Here is a 14227-nt window from a genome sequence, read left to right as displayed (position 1 = left end):
CGAACCCCACCCGGTCTCCGGGTGGGGTTCGTCGCTTTTCCGGCGGCGCACGGGGGTGCCGTTTATTTGTTCCTTATGTGAAGGAATTTTGTGATGAGGGGCTCATCGGACCGCTATGGGTGATTCGGGACCAAGGCCCTACCTTGGGATGAGTTGCCCGACGGGTCGCTCACCCGGCCCCACACGCTAGGCACCCCCCGCACATGCGCCGTAGCACCGCAGTGACTCCCGCCTTCCGTACGGCCGACGACCCCAGGGTCGACGGGCGTCTTGCCGCCCTCGGCCGGTTCTGCTTCCGGCACCGGCGCTGGGTACTCGGTTTCTGGGCGGTCATCCTGGTCATAGGCGTGCTGATCGGCGGGCGGGTCTTCGAGGGTTCGGTGGCCGGCGCCGCCTCGGCGAGCTCGGAGGCCGACCGCGGCGGCGCGGTGGTCACCGCCGCCGACCCGGCCAGGGGAACCGTCACCGCCGTGGTGGACGGGAAGCCCGTGGACGACCCGGCCGTCCGGGACGCCGTCACCCGCGCCACCGCCGAGATCGCCGTCCTCCCCGGGGTCTCCTCGGCCGTCGACGCCTACGGCTCCGGCCCGGGCGCCGCCGCGCTGCGCTCGGCCGACGGCACGGCGAGCCTGGTCTCGGTGCGGATGGCCGACACCAGCACCGCCGCACAGACCACCGCCGTCACCCAGCGCCTCGCGGCCGTCCGGGCCGACGGTGCCGAGGTGACCGTCGGCGGGGACCTCGTGCTCCAGGACGAGGTCAAGAAGCAGACCGAGAAGGACACCCGGTTCGGCGAGATCGTCACCCTGCCGGTCACCCTGGTCGTGATGGTGCTGGTCTTCGGCGGCCTCGCCGCCGCCAGCCTCCCGGTGATCGGCGCGGTCGCCTCGGTGGGCGGCGCCCTGCTGGCCATGTTCGGCTTCAGCAAGATCATGGACATCGACACCAGCGTGCTGCCGATCGCCACCGTGCTCGGCCTCGGTCTGTCCATCGACTACGCGCTGCTCATGGTGAATCGTTTCCGCGAGGAACGCGGGCACGGAGCGTCGATCGCCGCCGCCGTCGAACGGACCGCGGCCACCGCCGGCCGGACCGTCGCCTTCTCCGGACTGACCGTCGCCGTGGCCCTCGCCGGCCTCTTCGTCTTCACCAGCCCCGTGCTCGGGGCCGTCGCCGCCGCGGGCGTGAGCGTGGTGGTGATCGCCGTCGCCGCCGCCCTCACCCTGATCCCCGCACTGCTCGGCTTCGCCGGCCGCCGGATCAAGACACCCACCACGCCCGTCCCCGACGAGGGCTTCTTCAGCCGCACCGTTCGTCGGGTCCGCAAGCGCGCGGTCCCCGTCGCCCTCGCCTGCACCGCGCTGCTGACGGCCGCCGGGGCTCCCTTCCTCCACGCCGACATGCGCAACTCCGGCGCCGCGGTGCTGCCGCACTCCTCGGCCGGCCGCCAGGTCGCCGACACCGTCGACCAGCGCTTCCCGCAGGCCTCGCCCGCTCCGGTCACCGTCGTCGTCGAGGGCGGCGCACCGGTCGCCCAGGCGTACGCGGACGACGTGGTGGCAAAGATCCCCGGCGTCAGCGGCGTGCGGGCGGTGACGCCGGTGAGCGACACGGTCTCCACCATCGACGTGCTGGTGCACGGAGACCCCCAGGGCGGACAGGCCAAGCAGGTGGTCGAGGAGCTGCGCGCCGACCGGGGCGGGCTCACCACCCACGTCACCGGCGGCGCCGCCTCGGTGGTCGACTTCCGGCACGAACTGCTCACCCGGGGCCCGATCGCGCTCGGCCTGGTCGCGCTGGGCACGCTGATCCTGCTCTTCCTGATGACCGGCTCGGTGGTGATGCCGGTCAAGGCCCTCCTGATGAACCTGCTCTCGCTGGGCGCCTCGCTCGGCGCGCTCACCCTGGTCTTCCAGGACGGCTGGTTCAGCGGACTGCTCGGCTTCAGCCCCACCGGGGGTCTGGAGACGTTCATCCCGGTGCTGGTCTTCGCGTTCGCCTTCGGGCTCTCGATGGACTACGAGGTCTTCCTGCTGGCCCGGATCAAGGAGCTGCGTGACAAGGGCCACAGCTGTACCCGGGCCGTGGAGCTCGGCGTCCAGCGCAGCGGTCGGATCATCACCTCGGCGGCGCTGCTGATGGTCATCGTCTTCGCCGGCTTCGCCCTCGGCGACATGCTGATGGTCAAGCAGATGGGCATCGCGCTGGCCGTCGCCGTGGCGGTGGACGCCACCCTGGTCCGCTGCCTGCTCGTCCCCGCCACGATGAGCTTCTTCGGCGAGTTCAACTGGTGGGCCCCGGCTCCGCTGCGCCGCCTGCACGACCGGTTCGGGCTGAGCGAGCACGTCGACCTGCCCGCCATCGAGCCGGCCGTCCTGCCTGCGCCGCGCGGCACGTCCGCGCCCGCGGCAGAGGCCACGTCGGCGTCCGCGCCCGAGGCCGCGGTCGAACCGGGCCTGGCGCCGGTCGGTTCCTAGGGCGTCCGGCGGGCGTCCGGCGGGCGCGCTCAACTGCGCGCGCGGTAGGCGCGCATCGACAGCGGGACGAACACCGCCGCGATGCCCGCCGCCCAGGCGAGCGACCAGAGCACCGGCCCGGCCACCGGCCCGCCGGTGAGCAGCCCGCGGAAGGCGTCCGCCAGATGGGTGACCGGATTCACGTTCACCCAGGCCTGGAGCCAGCCCGGCATGGTGTCGACCTGGACGAAGGCGCTGCTGGTGAAGGTGAGCGGGAAGATCAGCACGAACGCGAAGACCTGGACCTTCTCGGCGTCGCCCGCCAGCATCCCGATCAGGACGGCGCCCCAGGAGAACGCGCCCGTGAAGACGAGCAGCAGCGCCGCCGCCGCGACGAGCCCGGGGATCCCCTCGGTCAGGTCGAACCCCATCAGCGTGCCCAGGCCGATCATCAGCAGCATCGCCCAGAGCTGCTTGCACAGGTCGGCGGCGATCCGCCCGAGCAGCGGCGCCGAGCGGGCGATCGGCAGGCTGCGCAGCCGGTCGAAGACGCCCTTGGTCAGGTCGGAGTTGAGCGACATGGCCGTGTACATGGTGGTGAAGAGGGCGTTCTGGCAGATGATCCCGGCCAGCGCGTACTGCAGGTACGCCTGCGGGGAGCCGGCCATCTGGCCGCCCAGGACGTAGGTGAACAGCAGCACGAACATGATCGGCGTGACGCTGAAGTCGACCAGTTCCAGGGGGTTGTGCTTGACGGAGACCAGGCTGCGCCAGGCCATGGTGGCGGTCTGCTGGAGCGCGGCGAGGGGCCGGACCCGGCCGGATCCGGGGGAGGGGGAGGCGGCCCGGTCGGTGAGGACGGCGGTCATGACGGCCTCCCGGCCTGCTCGTAGGAGTCGTTGCGGCCGGTGTCCCCCGGCCCTGCGCCCGGCCGGCCGTCGCCCTGCTCGGCGTCCCCGGTGGGGGAGGACGCGGGTTCGGCCCGGTGCCCGGTGAGGGCGAGGAAGACCTCGTCCAGGCTGGAGCGGCGCAGTGCCAGCTCGCCGACGGCGATCCCGGCGGCGTCCAGCCGGCGGACCACGGCGGGCATCAGCTCGGGGTCGTTGACCGGCGCCGTGACGGCCCCGCCCTCGATCCGGGTCTGCGGGCCGGCCGCCTCGCCGATCAGGGCGTGGGCCCGGTCGAGGTCGTCGGGGCGGACCGGGCGCAGTTCCAGTACCTGGCCGCCGGTGCGGTCCTTCAGCTCGTCCGGGGTGCCGCCGGCGATCACCCGGCCCTTGTCGATGACGACGATCTCGTCGGCGAGCCGGTCCGCCTCGTCGAGGTACTGGGTGGTGAGCAGTGCGGTGACCCCCTCGGAGACCAGGCCGCGCAGCAGCTCCCACACCTCGCCGCGGCTGTGCGGGTCGAGGCCGGTGGTCGGCTCGTCGAGGAAGAGGATGCGGGGCCGGCCGACCAGGCTGGCGGCGAGGTCGAGTCGGCGGCGCATCCCTCCGGAGTAGCCCTTGGCGGCGCGCCCGGCCGCGTCGCCGAGCCGGAAGCGTTCGAGCAGTTCGGCCGCCCGGGCGCGGGCCTCCGGGCGGCTCAGGCCGAGCAGGCGCCCGATCATCAGCAGGTTCTCGGTGCCGCTGAGGTTCTCGTCGACGGCGGCGTACTGGCCGGTGAGCCCGAGCAGGGCGCGGACCCGGCCGGCCTCGCGGACCACGTCGTGCCCGCCGACCAGGGCGCGTCCGCCGTCGGGACGCAGCAGGGTGGCGAAGATCCGGACGGCGGTGGTCTTGCCGGCACCGTTGGGGCCGAGCAGGCCGAGGACGGTGCCGGATCTGGCGACCAGGTCGACGCCCGCCAGCGCCTGGGTCTCCTTGAACCGTTTGACCAGGCCTTCCGCCCGGATTGCGTCGGTCATGGCCGGACCTCCCGACTTGTGGGTGTGCGTCCGGGTGAGGGTGCACACCCTTCCAGGGTCGGTCAGGTCGTACTGTTCTGCCCATGCGACTGACCAAGTTCGGGCACGCCTGTGTACGTCTGGAGCACGAGGGGGCGGCCGTCGTCGTCGACCCGGGATCGTTCACCGATCCGGCCGCGGTGGTGGGGGCGGACGCGGTGCTGATCACCCACGAGCACGTGGACCACTTCGAGGAGGCCCGGCTGCGGGCGGCGCTGGAGGCGGATCCGGCGCTGCGGGTCTGGACGAACGCGGCGGTGGCGCGCCAGCTGGACGGCGTGGCGTCGAGGGTCACGGTGGTGGGGGAGGGCGACGCGTTCGAGGTCGGCGGGATCGGGGTGAGCGTGCACGGCGAGTGGCACGCGGTGATCCACCCGGAGATCCCCCGGATCGGGAACGTCGGCTTCCTCTTCGACGGCCGGGTCTTCCACCCGGGGGACGCGCTGACCGTGCCGCCGCACCCGGTGGAGACGCTGCTGCTGCCGTTCGCCGCGCCGTGGACCAAGGTCGGCGAGCTGATCGACTACGTCCGGGAGACCGGGGCCCCGCGGGTGGTGCCGGTGCACGACGCGCTGCTCAGCCCGGCGGGGCTGGCGGTGCACACCCGTCTGGTGGGGGCGGGCGGGCCGGGGACGGGCGCGGAGCTTCGCACGCTGGGCGAGGGGGAGAGCGCGGACCTGGGGTGAGGCGTCGCCGGTACCCGTCGGACGGCAACGGCTCCCCGGCTCGTACTTGCCAGAGGGCACGGACGCGCCGGTAGCCTGGCGCCATGCTGAAGATCGGACTGACGGGCGGCATCGGCGCCGGCAAGAGTGAGGTGTCGCGGCTGCTGGCCGCCCACGGCGCGGTGATCGTGGACTCCGACGTGATCGCCCGCGAGGTGGTCGCCCCCGGGACGGGCGGACTCAAGGCCGTGGCCGCCGAGTTCGGCGCGGGCGTGCTGGCGGCGGACGGTTCGCTGGACCGGCCGGCGCTCGGGGCGATCGTCTTCGCCGACCCGGAGCGGCTCGCGGCGCTGAACGCGATCGTCCATCCGCTGGTGCGGGCGCGGTCGGCGGAGCTGGAGGCGGCCGCCTCCCCGGACGCGGTGGTGGTGCACGACGTCCCGCTCCTCGCCGAGAACGGCCTCGCCCCGCTCTACGACCTGGTGATCGTGGTCGATGCGGAGGACGGTGTGCGGATCGACCGGCTGGTCCGCCTGCGCGGCATGGCCGAGGAGGAGGCGCGGGCCCGGATGGCGGCCCAGGCGAGCCGGGCCGACCGGCTGGCGATCGCCGACGTCGTGATCGACAACAGCGGCCCGCTGACGGACCTGGCTCCGAGGGTCGCTGACGTCTGGTCGGAACTGAAGGCGCGTCACGCCTGACTTCTGACTGAATCTGACCGGATCTGATCGAATCCGATCTGGTCAGACCGTCGGTGCGGCGCAGATCATGGAGTAATGGCTGATCACATAGCTCCGACGGTCGTCACCCTCGACCGGTACGGCCCGCCCGAACAGGCCGAGATCCTCGGCGACGACCCCGACCCGTACGGGGTCGCGGACACCGGGCTCACCTGGCTGCCCAAGGAGGTCCACTTCGGCGTACGGGCGGTGGAGGACGGCCGACTCGTCGCCCACACCGGGCTGCTCCGGCTGCCGCTGACGGTGGGCGGCGTGGACCTGGAGGTGATGGGCGTCGGCGGGGTCGCCGTCGCCGCCGAGCTGCGGGGGCGGGGCCTGGCGCGCGCGGTGGTCGGCGCGGCCCTGAACCACGCGCGGACGCTGGGCCACCGCCGTGCGCTGCTGTTCTGCCGGCCGCCGCTGGTCCCGGTCTACCGGCGGCTCGGCTGGCGGGAGCTGCTGGCGGACGTCCACGTGGAGCAGCCCGAAGGGCGGGTCGCCCTCATGCCGCTGCGGACCATGTGGACCCCGCTGGCCGCGGGGACCGAGTGGCCGGAGGGGCCGGTCCGGCTGCGCTCGCTGCCGATGTGACCCGGGCGACCGCTGCGGCCCGGGCAGCCCGGCCGGGCGGTGCGGCCCGGGCAGGCGGTGCGGCCGGTGCGGCCGGTGCGGCCGGTGTGTCAGTGCGCCGGGCCGCGTCCGGCCGGGGCCGGTGGCTCACTCGGGCCAGTCGGAGCCCTCGATCACGTCGACGAAGTCGGTCCGCTCGAACCCCGGGCTGAACCGGGCCAGCACGTCGGCCTTGACGTTCCCGAACGCCGTCTCCGGCTTGGGCGCGATGCCCTCGTGGAAGGCGCGCAGGATGCCGCGCTTGAAGTCCGGCCGGGGGTGGGCGGCGACCACCGCGTCCCGGGCCCCGGCGGGCAGGTCGTGGTAGCCGATGCCGAGCACGTCCAGCTCCACACCGGCCGTGGTGAGCGCGATCTCCGGCTCCAGGTACTCCGGAACACCGGGCGTGGTGTGCAGGGCGATCGCCTCCCAGACCAGCCGGACCCGCTGTTCCGGCACCTGGCGGGCGCGGAGGAACGCGGCGGCCGCCTCGGCGCCGTCGACCTCGAACCGGCGGCCGGACGAGCGGTGCTCGGGAGCGAGGCCGACGTCGTGGAACATCGCGGCGAGGTAGAGCAGCTCGGGGTCGAAGGCGAGCCCGCGGCGGTGGCCCTGGAGGGCGCCGAACAGGTAGACCCGGCGCGAGTGGTGGTAGAGCAGCTCGGTGGAGGTGTCCCGGACGAGCTCGGTGGCCTCGACGGCGAGCCGGCTGTCGGGGATCGCCACCCCGGCGATCTCGGCGGCGCCGGTGGTGTGGTCGGCGCTGCCGGTGGGGTCGGTGGTCATGCGTTCGCTCCTTCGGTCCGGGGGGTGGCGGCGTGGCCGACGGCGGCGGTGGCCAGGGCCCGGATCATTGGGTGGACCTGGGTGCCGTCCCCGGCCAGCTCGGGCTGGAACAGCGAGGCGAGGAAGAACGGGTGTTCGTGCCCGGGCAGTTCGAGGATCCGCAGCTCGCCCGAGTCGTCCACGCCGCTGAACCGCAGCCCGTGCGTGCGCAGCTGCTCCAGGTAGGCGTCGTTCAGCCCGTACGCGCAGTGGTACCGCTCCAGGGTGCGGGTGGTGCCGAGGACGCGCTCGGCGAGCGAGCCGGACGTGATGTGCACGGCGCCCTCGTGTCCGACCAGGGAACAGGTGAGCGGCACGATCACCTGATCCTCCTCCTCCGGGTGGCTCTCGCCGTGCGCGGCGGAGCCGAGGCCGCAGACGTCGCGCGCGTACTCCAGCACGGCGTGCTGGAAGCCGGCGCAGGTGCCGAGGAAGGGGATGCGGTGCTCGCGGGCGGTGCGGACGGCGGCCACCGCGCCCGCCTCGCTGCGGTACGGGCTGCCGGGCAGCAGCCAGATCGCGTCGAAGCCGTCGAGGGCGCCGGGGGCCACGGCGTCCTCGGTGGGGATCCAGTAGGCGTCCAGCACGAGCTGCTCGCGGGTGGCGAGCACGTCGAGCAGCCCGGGGATCCGGGCGTGCGAGCGGACGGCGGGGGAGCGGTCGCCGACCAGGGCGAGCCGGGGGGTGCGGTAGGTCATGCGGCTATCCTGGCCCGCGTTGCCACATCAGTGCCAACGATGATTCCTTACCCGTCGATCAGAAGGACTGATGCCAGGTGGACCCGCAGCAGCTGCGCACCTTCGTCACGGTGGTCCGGCTGGGCTCCTTCTCCGAGGCCGCCCGCGAGCTCGGCTACACGCAGTCCGCCGTCTCCCAGCAGATCGCCGCGCTGGAGGCGGATCTCGGGGCCGCCGTGCTCGCCCGCCGCCCGGTCGCCCCGACCGAGGCCGGCGCGCGGCTGTTGGAGCACGCCGCCTCCCTGCTGCTACGGCTGGATGCGGCGCGCGCGGACGTCGCACGCCTGGTCGGCGCTCCGAGCGCCCGCCTGGTGGTCGGAGCGACCCCGCTGGCGATCGGCGCGGTCCTGGGGGGCGCGCTCGCCGACGTACGCCGGGCGTACCCGCGGACGGATCTGACGGTCCGGGTGGTCGCCCAGGACGCGCTGCCCGCCGAGGTGGCCACCGGCGCGGTGGACCTCGCCCTGATCGACGGCCCGGCCGCCCCCAGCGATCCGCTCCCGCTGCCCGACGTCGGCCCGCTGCGCACCGTCGCGGTCGCCGAGCAGCCGCTCGCCGTCGCCCTGCCGACCGGCCATCCGCTGGCCGGTCGGCCCGGCCTCTCGCTCGCCGACCTGTCCGCCGCCCGCTGGCTGGACGCCCCCGGCCTGGCGCCGACCGGGGCCCGGCTGCGGGCGGCGACCGCCGTCGACGGCTTCCGTCCCGCCGCCCGCTACCTCGGGACCGACGTCCGCGGTCTGCTCGCCCTGGTCGCCGCCGGTCACGGCCTCGCCGTCCTTCCCGTGTCGGTCCTGGACGGCGCCCCGGGCGTGGTGGCCGTGCCCGTCCGCGCGCCGCGGCTGGTGCACCGCACGGAGCTGGTCCACGGCAGCCTGCCGGAGGGCCCGGCGGCCGAGCTGGCCCGACTGCTCGGCGGTGCGCAGGTCCGAGAGCGCGGGGCCTGACGGCGTGAGCGCGTGACGGCGTGAGCGCGTGACGGCGGGGGGCGCGGTGAGTGGCGGCGCGGTGGATCCCGTCGTCTCACCCGACGACGGCGGCTCCCGGACAGCACGGGCCGGGGGTCTCGTAGCAGACGTACCCCAGGCAGCCGAGGCAGACGGAGATGTTCTCCAGTCGCCAACTCCGGCCGTGGCAGGAACAGGTGGCGCGTTCGCGGAGCAACGCGTCCCAGCCGGCGGTGCCGCCGTTCGCCGCGAAGGCGGCGGTGACGTAGGAGTCCGTGGCCGGGTCGTCCGGTGCGCCCGCGCCGGTGCCGGGGCGGGCGGTGCCCAGATGCCAGCAGTACAGGGCGAGCAGGGCCCGCCCGTCCACCAGGCGGTAGGCCGCCCGGCCGTCGTCCTCCCAGGCCCGGACCAGCCCCGCGACCCGTTCGGCGAACGGCCGCGAGGGGTCGAGCAGGGCCAGGTTTCCTTGCGGTGGTCGCGAGTTGGCGCTCATGGCGGTACCCCTTTCCGGGGCCCACGGTAGGGCGTGCCGGGCGGGGGCCGGTCACCGGGGTGGGAGATGGCGATCTCCGCAGGGTGGGGCGGTCGGCCGGCCGCCGGGGTGCCTGCCGGCGCTCCTGCCGGGCGGTCCCGCCCCCGGGCGCCGCAGCCCCCCGCCGGGGCCGCCGACGCCCTCGGCGTGGCGTTCACGCCCAATTCATTGCAACGAATGGCGGGCGGTCGTTGCTTTCGCTGTCAGGACTCTTGCAACGATTAATTGCCTTTGACCTGCGATGATTGATTTTCTGCGCAATGAGCTTGTTGCCGCAACTTGGAAAGCAACGTAGCTTTTCCGTTGTCAGAAACAACGAGCCGAAGGACAGGCATCATGCAGAAGTTCGACACCCCCGCCCCGGTCTCCGCCCTCCTCGACATCCCCGCGGGGCGCATCCGGTTCATCGCCGCCGACCGCGCCGACACCGTGGTCGAGATCCTCCCCGCGGACCCCTCGAAGAGCCGCGACGTGAAGGCCGCGGAGCAGACCGCGGTCGAGTACCGCGACGGCGTCCTGCGGATCGAGGCCGCGCCGGCGAAGAACCAGTTCTTCGGCCCCTCCGGGTCCGTCGAGGTGACCGTCCGGCTGCCCGCCGGCTCCCGGGTCGACGCCAAGGCCGCCGACGCCGAACTCCGGGGCGTCGGACGGCTCGGCGACGTCGCCTTCGAGGGCGCGCGGGCCGCGGTCAAGCTCGACGAGACCGCCGGAGCCCGCCTCACCCTGCAGGCCGGCGACGTCTCGGTCGGCCGCCTCGGCGGCCCCGCGCAGATCAGCACCCAGAAGGGTGACCTCCGCATCGCCGAGGCCCACCACGGCACCGTCACCCTGCGCACCGAGTACGGCGGGATCGAGGTCGGCGCCGCGCGCGGGGTCTCCGCCTCCCTGGACGCCGGGACCGGGTACGGCCGGATCCACAACGCGCTCCGGAACACCGGTGGCACCGTCGACCTGGCCATCCACGCGACCACCGCCCACGGCGACATCACCGCCCACAGCCTCTGATCGGCACGCCCCCCACCGTTCGCGCCTCCACGGCCCGCGCCTCCACGGCCCGCGCCTCCACGGCCCGCGCCTCCACGGGCCTCCCGCTCCACGGCTTTCCCGCTCCACCCCCTGCGGCGCCGTCGCCGTCCACCACCACCGCCGATCCGTTCCGACCCCGGAAAGAAGAGACGAGCAATGACCACGATCCTCAAGGAATCCGTGTGGACCGGCACGGTGTCGGTCGACGACACCGCCCTGGCCGTGACCGACACCGGCTGGTCCGGCCGCCCCGTCGTCTACCTCAACGGCTCCTACGCCGACCAGTCGCACTGGCGCCGCGTCATCGCCGAACTCGGCGGCGACTTCCGCCACATCACCTACGACGAGCGCGCCCGGGGCGGGTCGGAGCGTTCGGCGGACTACTCCTTCGAAGCGTGCCTGCGTGACGTCGACGCCGTCCTCGAAGCGAGGGGCGTGGATCGGCCGATCCTGGTGGGCTGGTCCTACGGTGCGATGATCGCGATGCACTGGGCCGCCCGGAACCCGGACCGCGTCGCGGGGGTGGTGCCGGTGGACGGCGCCCTGCCGCACGAGTGGCTCGACGACGCCGCCCGGGAGCAGATCCGGAAGCTCTTCCGCCGGATGAGCCCGCTGTTCCCGGTCGCCCGCCGGATCGGCATGGCCGCGCGGATGAGCGCCGCGCAGCACGCCGAGATCAACATCGAGGCCAACGAGCTCTGCGCGCCCGCCGTCCTCGACCCGGTCTTCGAGCGCGCGACCGCGCAGGTGCGGTACGTGCTCGCCACGGGCGGGAACCTGGGCGGCGAAGCGAAGTTGATGGAGCAGATCCGCTCGAACCTCGACCCGGTGCTCGCCCGTCACCCCAACATCCGCGTCAGTGCGAAGGTCGCGAGCAACCACTCCAAGATCCTGCGCAACGACTTCCGGGCCGTCGCCGACGCGGTGCGCGAGCTGGCCGCGTCGGCCGCCTGAACGACGGCGCGGACCCGCCGGTCCGCCGAGAAGCTCCGAGAAGCACCGGAAGCACCGGGAGCATCGGGGAGCACCGGGAGTGCCCGCGGATACCGCAGGAGGGCTACCGGCAGACGGTGCCGTCGGCCGGGACCTCGTCGGCGAGCAGGTACCCGTCGACCGCCCGCTTCAGGCAGGGGTTGCCGGTGTCGTAGCCGCCGTGGCCCTGGCCCTCCAGCGTGATGCCGATGCCGACGCCCGCGCCGAGTTCGCGGGCCATCGCCCGCGCGCCCTCGTACGGGGTGGCAGGGTCGCCGGTGTTGCCGACGACGAGGATCGGGGCCGAGCCCGGGGCGGACACCTCGGGGTGGTCGGACCGTCCGGGCACCGGCCAGCCCGTGCAGCCGATCAGGCCCCAGGCGGTGAACTCGCCGAACACCGGCGAGGCCCGGCGGAACTCCGGCAGCCCGGACCGGACGTCGGCGTCGCTGTAGCGCTGCTTGTCGTCGGCGCAGGAGATGGCCCGGTTGGCGGCGGCGGAATTGTTGTAGCGGCCCTGGGCGTCGCGGCCGAGGTAGGCGTCGGCGAGTGCCAGGAGGGTGGTGCCGGTGCCCCCCTGCACGGCCTCCTGGAGGCCCACGGCCAGGGCGTTCCACGTCTGTTGGCTGTACAGGGCGGCGGCGATGCCGGTGACGGCGAGGTCCTGGGTGAGCCGCCGGCCGTCGTCGGTGGGCAGCGGTGCGCCGTCGAGGCTGCGGAGCAGGCCGGTGATCCGCCCGGTCCCCTCGGCTCCGCCCCCACCGGTCGGACAGGACGTGCCGGCCTGGGCGGCGCAGGCCTTCATGAAGTTCTCCAGGGCGAGTTGGAAGCCCTTGGCCTGGCCGAGCGAGGACTGCGCCGGGTCCTTGGTCGGGTCGACCACGGCGTCCATCACCAGGTGTCCGACGTTCTGCGGGTACAGGTGTGCGTAGACGCCGCCCAGTTCGGTGCCGTAGCTGAGTCCGAAGTAGTGCGTCTTCGGGTCGCCGAGCACCTGGCGCAGGAGGTCCAGGTCGCGGGCGGCGGAGACGGTGTCGACGAACGGCAGGACGGGGCCCGAGTTCTGCTCGCAGGCGGCGGTGTAGCGGGCGTTGGACGCGTCCAGGGCCGTGACCTCGTCGTCGGTGTCGGGGGTGCCGTCGACGCCGGCGAGGGCGTCCGTGGCCCGGTCGTCGAGGCAGGTCACGCCCGCGCTGTTGCCGACCCCGCGCGGGTCGAAACTCACCAGGTCGTAGCGGGTGTTGAGGTCGGCGTAGTCCTTCGCGGCGGCGGGCAGCGTGGTGATGCCGGAGCCGCCGGGGCCGCCGAAGTTGTAGATCAGGGAGCCGATCCGGGGTTGCGGGCCGGTGGCCTTGGCGCGGATCAGCGCGAGGTCGACGGTCCGGCCGTCCGGGGCGGTGTGGTCGAGCGGGGCTTTCAGGGTGGCGCACTCCCAGGGGGTGCCCGGGGCGGGGCCGCTGCCCTCGGCGACGGACGGGGCCGGGCAGGTCTGCCAGGTGAGCTGCTGGCCGGTGAGCGCGGCGGGCAGGGGCGGGACGGCGGCCGGTGGGGTGGCCGGTGGGGTCGAGCCGCTCGCGGCGGCCGGAGGCGTCGTGGCGGTGGTCGGGGCGGGCGACGAGGCCGGCGGGGAGGCCGGCGAGGCCGGGCCGGACGAGCCGGCGTCGGAGGCATCGCTCCCGCAGGAGGCCGTCGGGGCGAGCAGCGCCGCGGCCAGGCCCAGCGCGCCGGCCGCGCGTACGACAGGGTGCATGGGGGTTCCGTTCCTGGACCGGCGGGTGGGGGGCGTGCCCGGTCCGGTGAGCGCCTCGTCCGGAGCGCCTTGCGTCGTGGCGTCAGCCTAGGTGCGGGGGCGGAGCCCCGCCCGTCGGGCGCCGGACCGATCCCTCGTGCAGGGTGGGTTGCCGAAGTCGATGTGGCTCGTTGTTCCTGCCGTGAGCCCTGACTTCCCCGCCCGTCGCGGCGCCCTTGAAGAAACGATTCTGCGCGCCCGCCCTGCGGTAGGCGCCCGTCCAGCCGTCACCCGGCTTCCCGTCCGGGGGCGGTCATGACGTACGAGACCCCCCGCGTCCCCGACCAGCGTGCCGCCGAGGAGGGCTGCGCGACGGCCCTCGACCTCCGGGTGGTCGTCTGCCACGGCCTGACCCTCTCCGTCCCCGCGCGGCTGCGCTACCGCACCGCCGATCCCTATGCCGTCTTCCTGGACAACCACACCGACCTGGCCACGCCGATCACCTGGGTCTTCGCCCGAGAACTCCTCGCGGCCGGTCTGCACGACCGGGCCGGCATCGGCAGCGTCTCCGTGCGCCCCGGTGGCGGCGAACGGTCCGGGACCGTCCTCATCACCCTCACCGGCGAGGGCAGCAGCGTCGTCCTGAGTGCCCAGGCCGAACGGGTCAGGGCCTTCCTCGCCCGGACCGAGAGCCTCGTGCCCTCCGGCCGGGAACCCACCCACCTCGACCTGGACGGTCTGCTCCGCCGCCTCTGCGACGGCGGAGCCGCCTCCCCGGGGCCGTGAGCGGGTGCCGCCGGGGCCGTCCCCCCAGGGGGAGGGCCCCGGGGACCTCGAAGGCCGCCCCGCGGTGCCCGGTCGCCACGGCCGGCACCGGCGCGCCCCCGCCACCGCGGCCCCCCCGGGGGCGGGGGGGCGGCGCCGGGGCGGCGCCGCCGCCGCGCCCCCCCCGGCCCCCGGCGGAGGGGGCCGGGGGGGGGGGGGCGCGGGGGGCCCCGGGGGGGGGGCGCCGCCCCCCGCCGGTGTGATCTTTGCGGCGCCCGGGCCCGGTGGTGTCTACCGGGGCCG

14 protein-coding genes are annotated in these 14227 nt (G+C 74.4%); 8 read left to right on the top strand and 6 right to left on the bottom strand.

The window, feature by feature from the left end; translation table 11 throughout:
- The first annotated feature begins 203 nt into the window (after positions 1–203).
- Positions 204–2477 carry an MMPL family transporter gene (locus ACFWIC_RS34740; protein ID WP_380520926.1) on the top strand — a complete coding sequence of 758 codons (2274 nt, stop codon included), beginning with the start codon at positions 204–206 and terminating at the stop codon, positions 2475–2477.
- A 29-nt stretch (positions 2478–2506) separates the two neighbouring features.
- Here the strand turns inward: ACFWIC_RS34740 and ACFWIC_RS34735 are convergent, their stop codons facing one another.
- Positions 2507–3325 carry an ABC transporter permease gene (locus ACFWIC_RS34735; RefSeq protein ID WP_380520925.1) on the bottom strand — a complete coding sequence of 273 codons (819 nt, stop codon included), beginning with the start codon at positions 3323–3325 and terminating at the stop codon, positions 2507–2509.
- Positions 3322–4362, bottom strand: a complete 1041-nt coding sequence (locus tag ACFWIC_RS34730) for an ATP-binding cassette domain-containing protein (protein ID WP_380357229.1) — start codon at positions 4360–4362, stop codon at positions 3322–3324. The genes ACFWIC_RS34735 and ACFWIC_RS34730 overlap by 4 nt, the downstream gene beginning before the upstream one ends.
- 83 nt (positions 4363–4445) lie before the next feature.
- Between ACFWIC_RS34730 and ACFWIC_RS34725 the strand changes: the two genes are divergently transcribed.
- The 3 genes from ACFWIC_RS34725 (at position 4446) to ACFWIC_RS34715 (ending at position 6376) form a co-directional block, all read left to right on the top strand.
- The gene (locus ACFWIC_RS34725; RefSeq protein WP_329879191.1) at positions 4446–5087 is read left to right on the top strand and encodes an MBL fold metallo-hydrolase; all 642 of its coding nucleotides are present in this window, start codon (positions 4446–4448) and stop codon (positions 5085–5087) included.
- 83 nt (positions 5088–5170) lie between these two features.
- Positions 5171–5767 (top strand): dephospho-CoA kinase, encoded by a 597-nt coding sequence (gene coaE, locus ACFWIC_RS34720; RefSeq protein WP_329952090.1) that lies wholly within the window; start codon positions 5171–5173, stop codon positions 5765–5767.
- Between the two features lie 75 nt (positions 5768–5842).
- Entirely contained in the window at positions 5843–6376 is a 534-nt protein-coding gene (locus ACFWIC_RS34715) for a GNAT family N-acetyltransferase (RefSeq protein WP_380520923.1), read from the top strand.
- A 126-nt stretch (positions 6377–6502) separates the two neighbouring features.
- On the opposite strand, the gene ACFWIC_RS34710 is transcribed toward ACFWIC_RS34715, so the two are convergent.
- The gene (locus tag ACFWIC_RS34710) at positions 6503–7180 is read right to left on the bottom strand and encodes an HD domain-containing protein (protein WP_329952092.1); all 678 of its coding nucleotides are present in this window, start codon (positions 7178–7180) and stop codon (positions 6503–6505) included.
- On the bottom strand, positions 7177–7917 hold the full coding sequence (locus ACFWIC_RS34705; protein WP_329952093.1) for a hypothetical protein: 741 nt from the start codon (positions 7915–7917) through the stop codon (positions 7177–7179). The genes ACFWIC_RS34710 and ACFWIC_RS34705 overlap by 4 nt, the downstream gene beginning before the upstream one ends.
- 77 nt (positions 7918–7994) lie before the next feature.
- Between ACFWIC_RS34705 and ACFWIC_RS34700 the strand changes: the two genes are divergently transcribed.
- Positions 7995–8900 carry a LysR family transcriptional regulator gene (locus ACFWIC_RS34700; RefSeq protein ID WP_380520920.1) on the top strand — a complete coding sequence of 302 codons (906 nt, stop codon included), beginning with the start codon at positions 7995–7997 and terminating at the stop codon, positions 8898–8900.
- 76 nt (positions 8901–8976) lie between these two features.
- Here ACFWIC_RS34700 and ACFWIC_RS34695 read toward each other — a convergent pair whose 3' ends face one another.
- On the bottom strand, positions 8977–9393 hold the full coding sequence (locus ACFWIC_RS34695; protein ID WP_380520919.1) for a hypothetical protein: 417 nt from the start codon (positions 9391–9393) through the stop codon (positions 8977–8979).
- Between the two features lie 375 nt (positions 9394–9768).
- On the opposite strand from ACFWIC_RS34695, the gene ACFWIC_RS34690 reads away from it, so the two are divergent.
- Positions 9769–10437 carry a DUF4097 family beta strand repeat-containing protein gene (locus tag ACFWIC_RS34690; protein WP_380357222.1) on the top strand — a complete coding sequence of 223 codons (669 nt, stop codon included), beginning with the start codon at positions 9769–9771 and terminating at the stop codon, positions 10435–10437.
- Between the two features lie 177 nt (positions 10438–10614).
- A complete protein-coding gene (locus tag ACFWIC_RS34685) occupies positions 10615–11412 on the top strand; it encodes an alpha/beta fold hydrolase (protein WP_380520917.1) in 798 nt (265 codons plus the stop codon).
- A gap of 103 nt (positions 11413–11515) precedes the next feature.
- Here ACFWIC_RS34685 and ACFWIC_RS34680 read toward each other — a convergent pair whose 3' ends face one another.
- Positions 11516–13180 carry an alpha/beta hydrolase gene (locus ACFWIC_RS34680; RefSeq protein ID WP_380520915.1) on the bottom strand — a complete coding sequence of 555 codons (1665 nt, stop codon included), beginning with the start codon at positions 13178–13180 and terminating at the stop codon, positions 11516–11518.
- Positions 13181–13474: 294 nt separating this feature from the next.
- Here ACFWIC_RS34680 and ACFWIC_RS34675 point away from each other — a divergent pair, with 294 nt between their 5' ends.
- A complete protein-coding gene (locus tag ACFWIC_RS34675; protein WP_380520913.1) occupies positions 13475–13945 on the top strand; it encodes an SsgA family sporulation/cell division regulator in 471 nt (156 codons plus the stop codon).
- Positions 13946–14227 lie beyond the last annotated feature (282 nt).

It is taken from the genome of Kitasatospora sp. NPDC127035 (assembly GCF_042726075.1).
GTDB lineage: Bacteria > Actinomycetota > Actinomycetes > Streptomycetales > Streptomycetaceae > Kitasatospora.
The sequence above is the reverse complement of the archived record's forward strand: the minus strand, read 5'-3'. Positions and strand labels throughout refer to the sequence as shown.

Bases quoted from the DNA above. Each gene is read 5' to 3' on its own strand.
- ACFWIC_RS34740 (WP_380520926.1), top strand. From the start codon at position 204: ATGCGCCGTAGCACCGCAGTGACTCCCGCCTTCCGTACGGCCGACGAC.
- ACFWIC_RS34735 (WP_380520925.1), bottom strand. From the start codon at position 3,325: ATGACCGCCGTCCTCACCGACCGGGCCGCCTCCCCCTCCCCCGGATCC.
- ACFWIC_RS34730 (WP_380357229.1), bottom strand. From the start codon at position 4,362: ATGACCGACGCAATCCGGGCGGAAGGCCTGGTCAAACGGTTCAAGGAG.
- ACFWIC_RS34725 (WP_329879191.1), top strand. From the start codon at position 4,446: ATGCGACTGACCAAGTTCGGGCACGCCTGTGTACGTCTGGAGCACGAG.
- coaE (WP_329952090.1), top strand. From the start codon at position 5,171: ATGCTGAAGATCGGACTGACGGGCGGCATCGGCGCCGGCAAGAGTGAG.
- ACFWIC_RS34715 (WP_380520923.1), top strand. From the start codon at position 5,843: ATGGCTGATCACATAGCTCCGACGGTCGTCACCCTCGACCGGTACGGC.
- ACFWIC_RS34710 (WP_329952092.1), bottom strand. From the start codon at position 7,180: ATGACCACCGACCCCACCGGCAGCGCCGACCACACCACCGGCGCCGCC.
- ACFWIC_RS34705 (WP_329952093.1), bottom strand. From the start codon at position 7,917: ATGACCTACCGCACCCCCCGGCTCGCCCTGGTCGGCGACCGCTCCCCC.
- ACFWIC_RS34695 (WP_380520919.1), bottom strand. From the start codon at position 9,393: ATGAGCGCCAACTCGCGACCACCGCAAGGAAACCTGGCCCTGCTCGAC.
- ACFWIC_RS34690 (WP_380357222.1), top strand. From the start codon at position 9,769: ATGCAGAAGTTCGACACCCCCGCCCCGGTCTCCGCCCTCCTCGACATC.
- ACFWIC_RS34685 (WP_380520917.1), top strand. From the start codon at position 10,615: ATGACCACGATCCTCAAGGAATCCGTGTGGACCGGCACGGTGTCGGTC.
- ACFWIC_RS34680 (WP_380520915.1), bottom strand. From the start codon at position 13,180: ATGCACCCTGTCGTACGCGCGGCCGGCGCGCTGGGCCTGGCCGCGGCG.
- ACFWIC_RS34675 (WP_380520913.1), top strand. From the start codon at position 13,475: ATGACGTACGAGACCCCCCGCGTCCCCGACCAGCGTGCCGCCGAGGAG.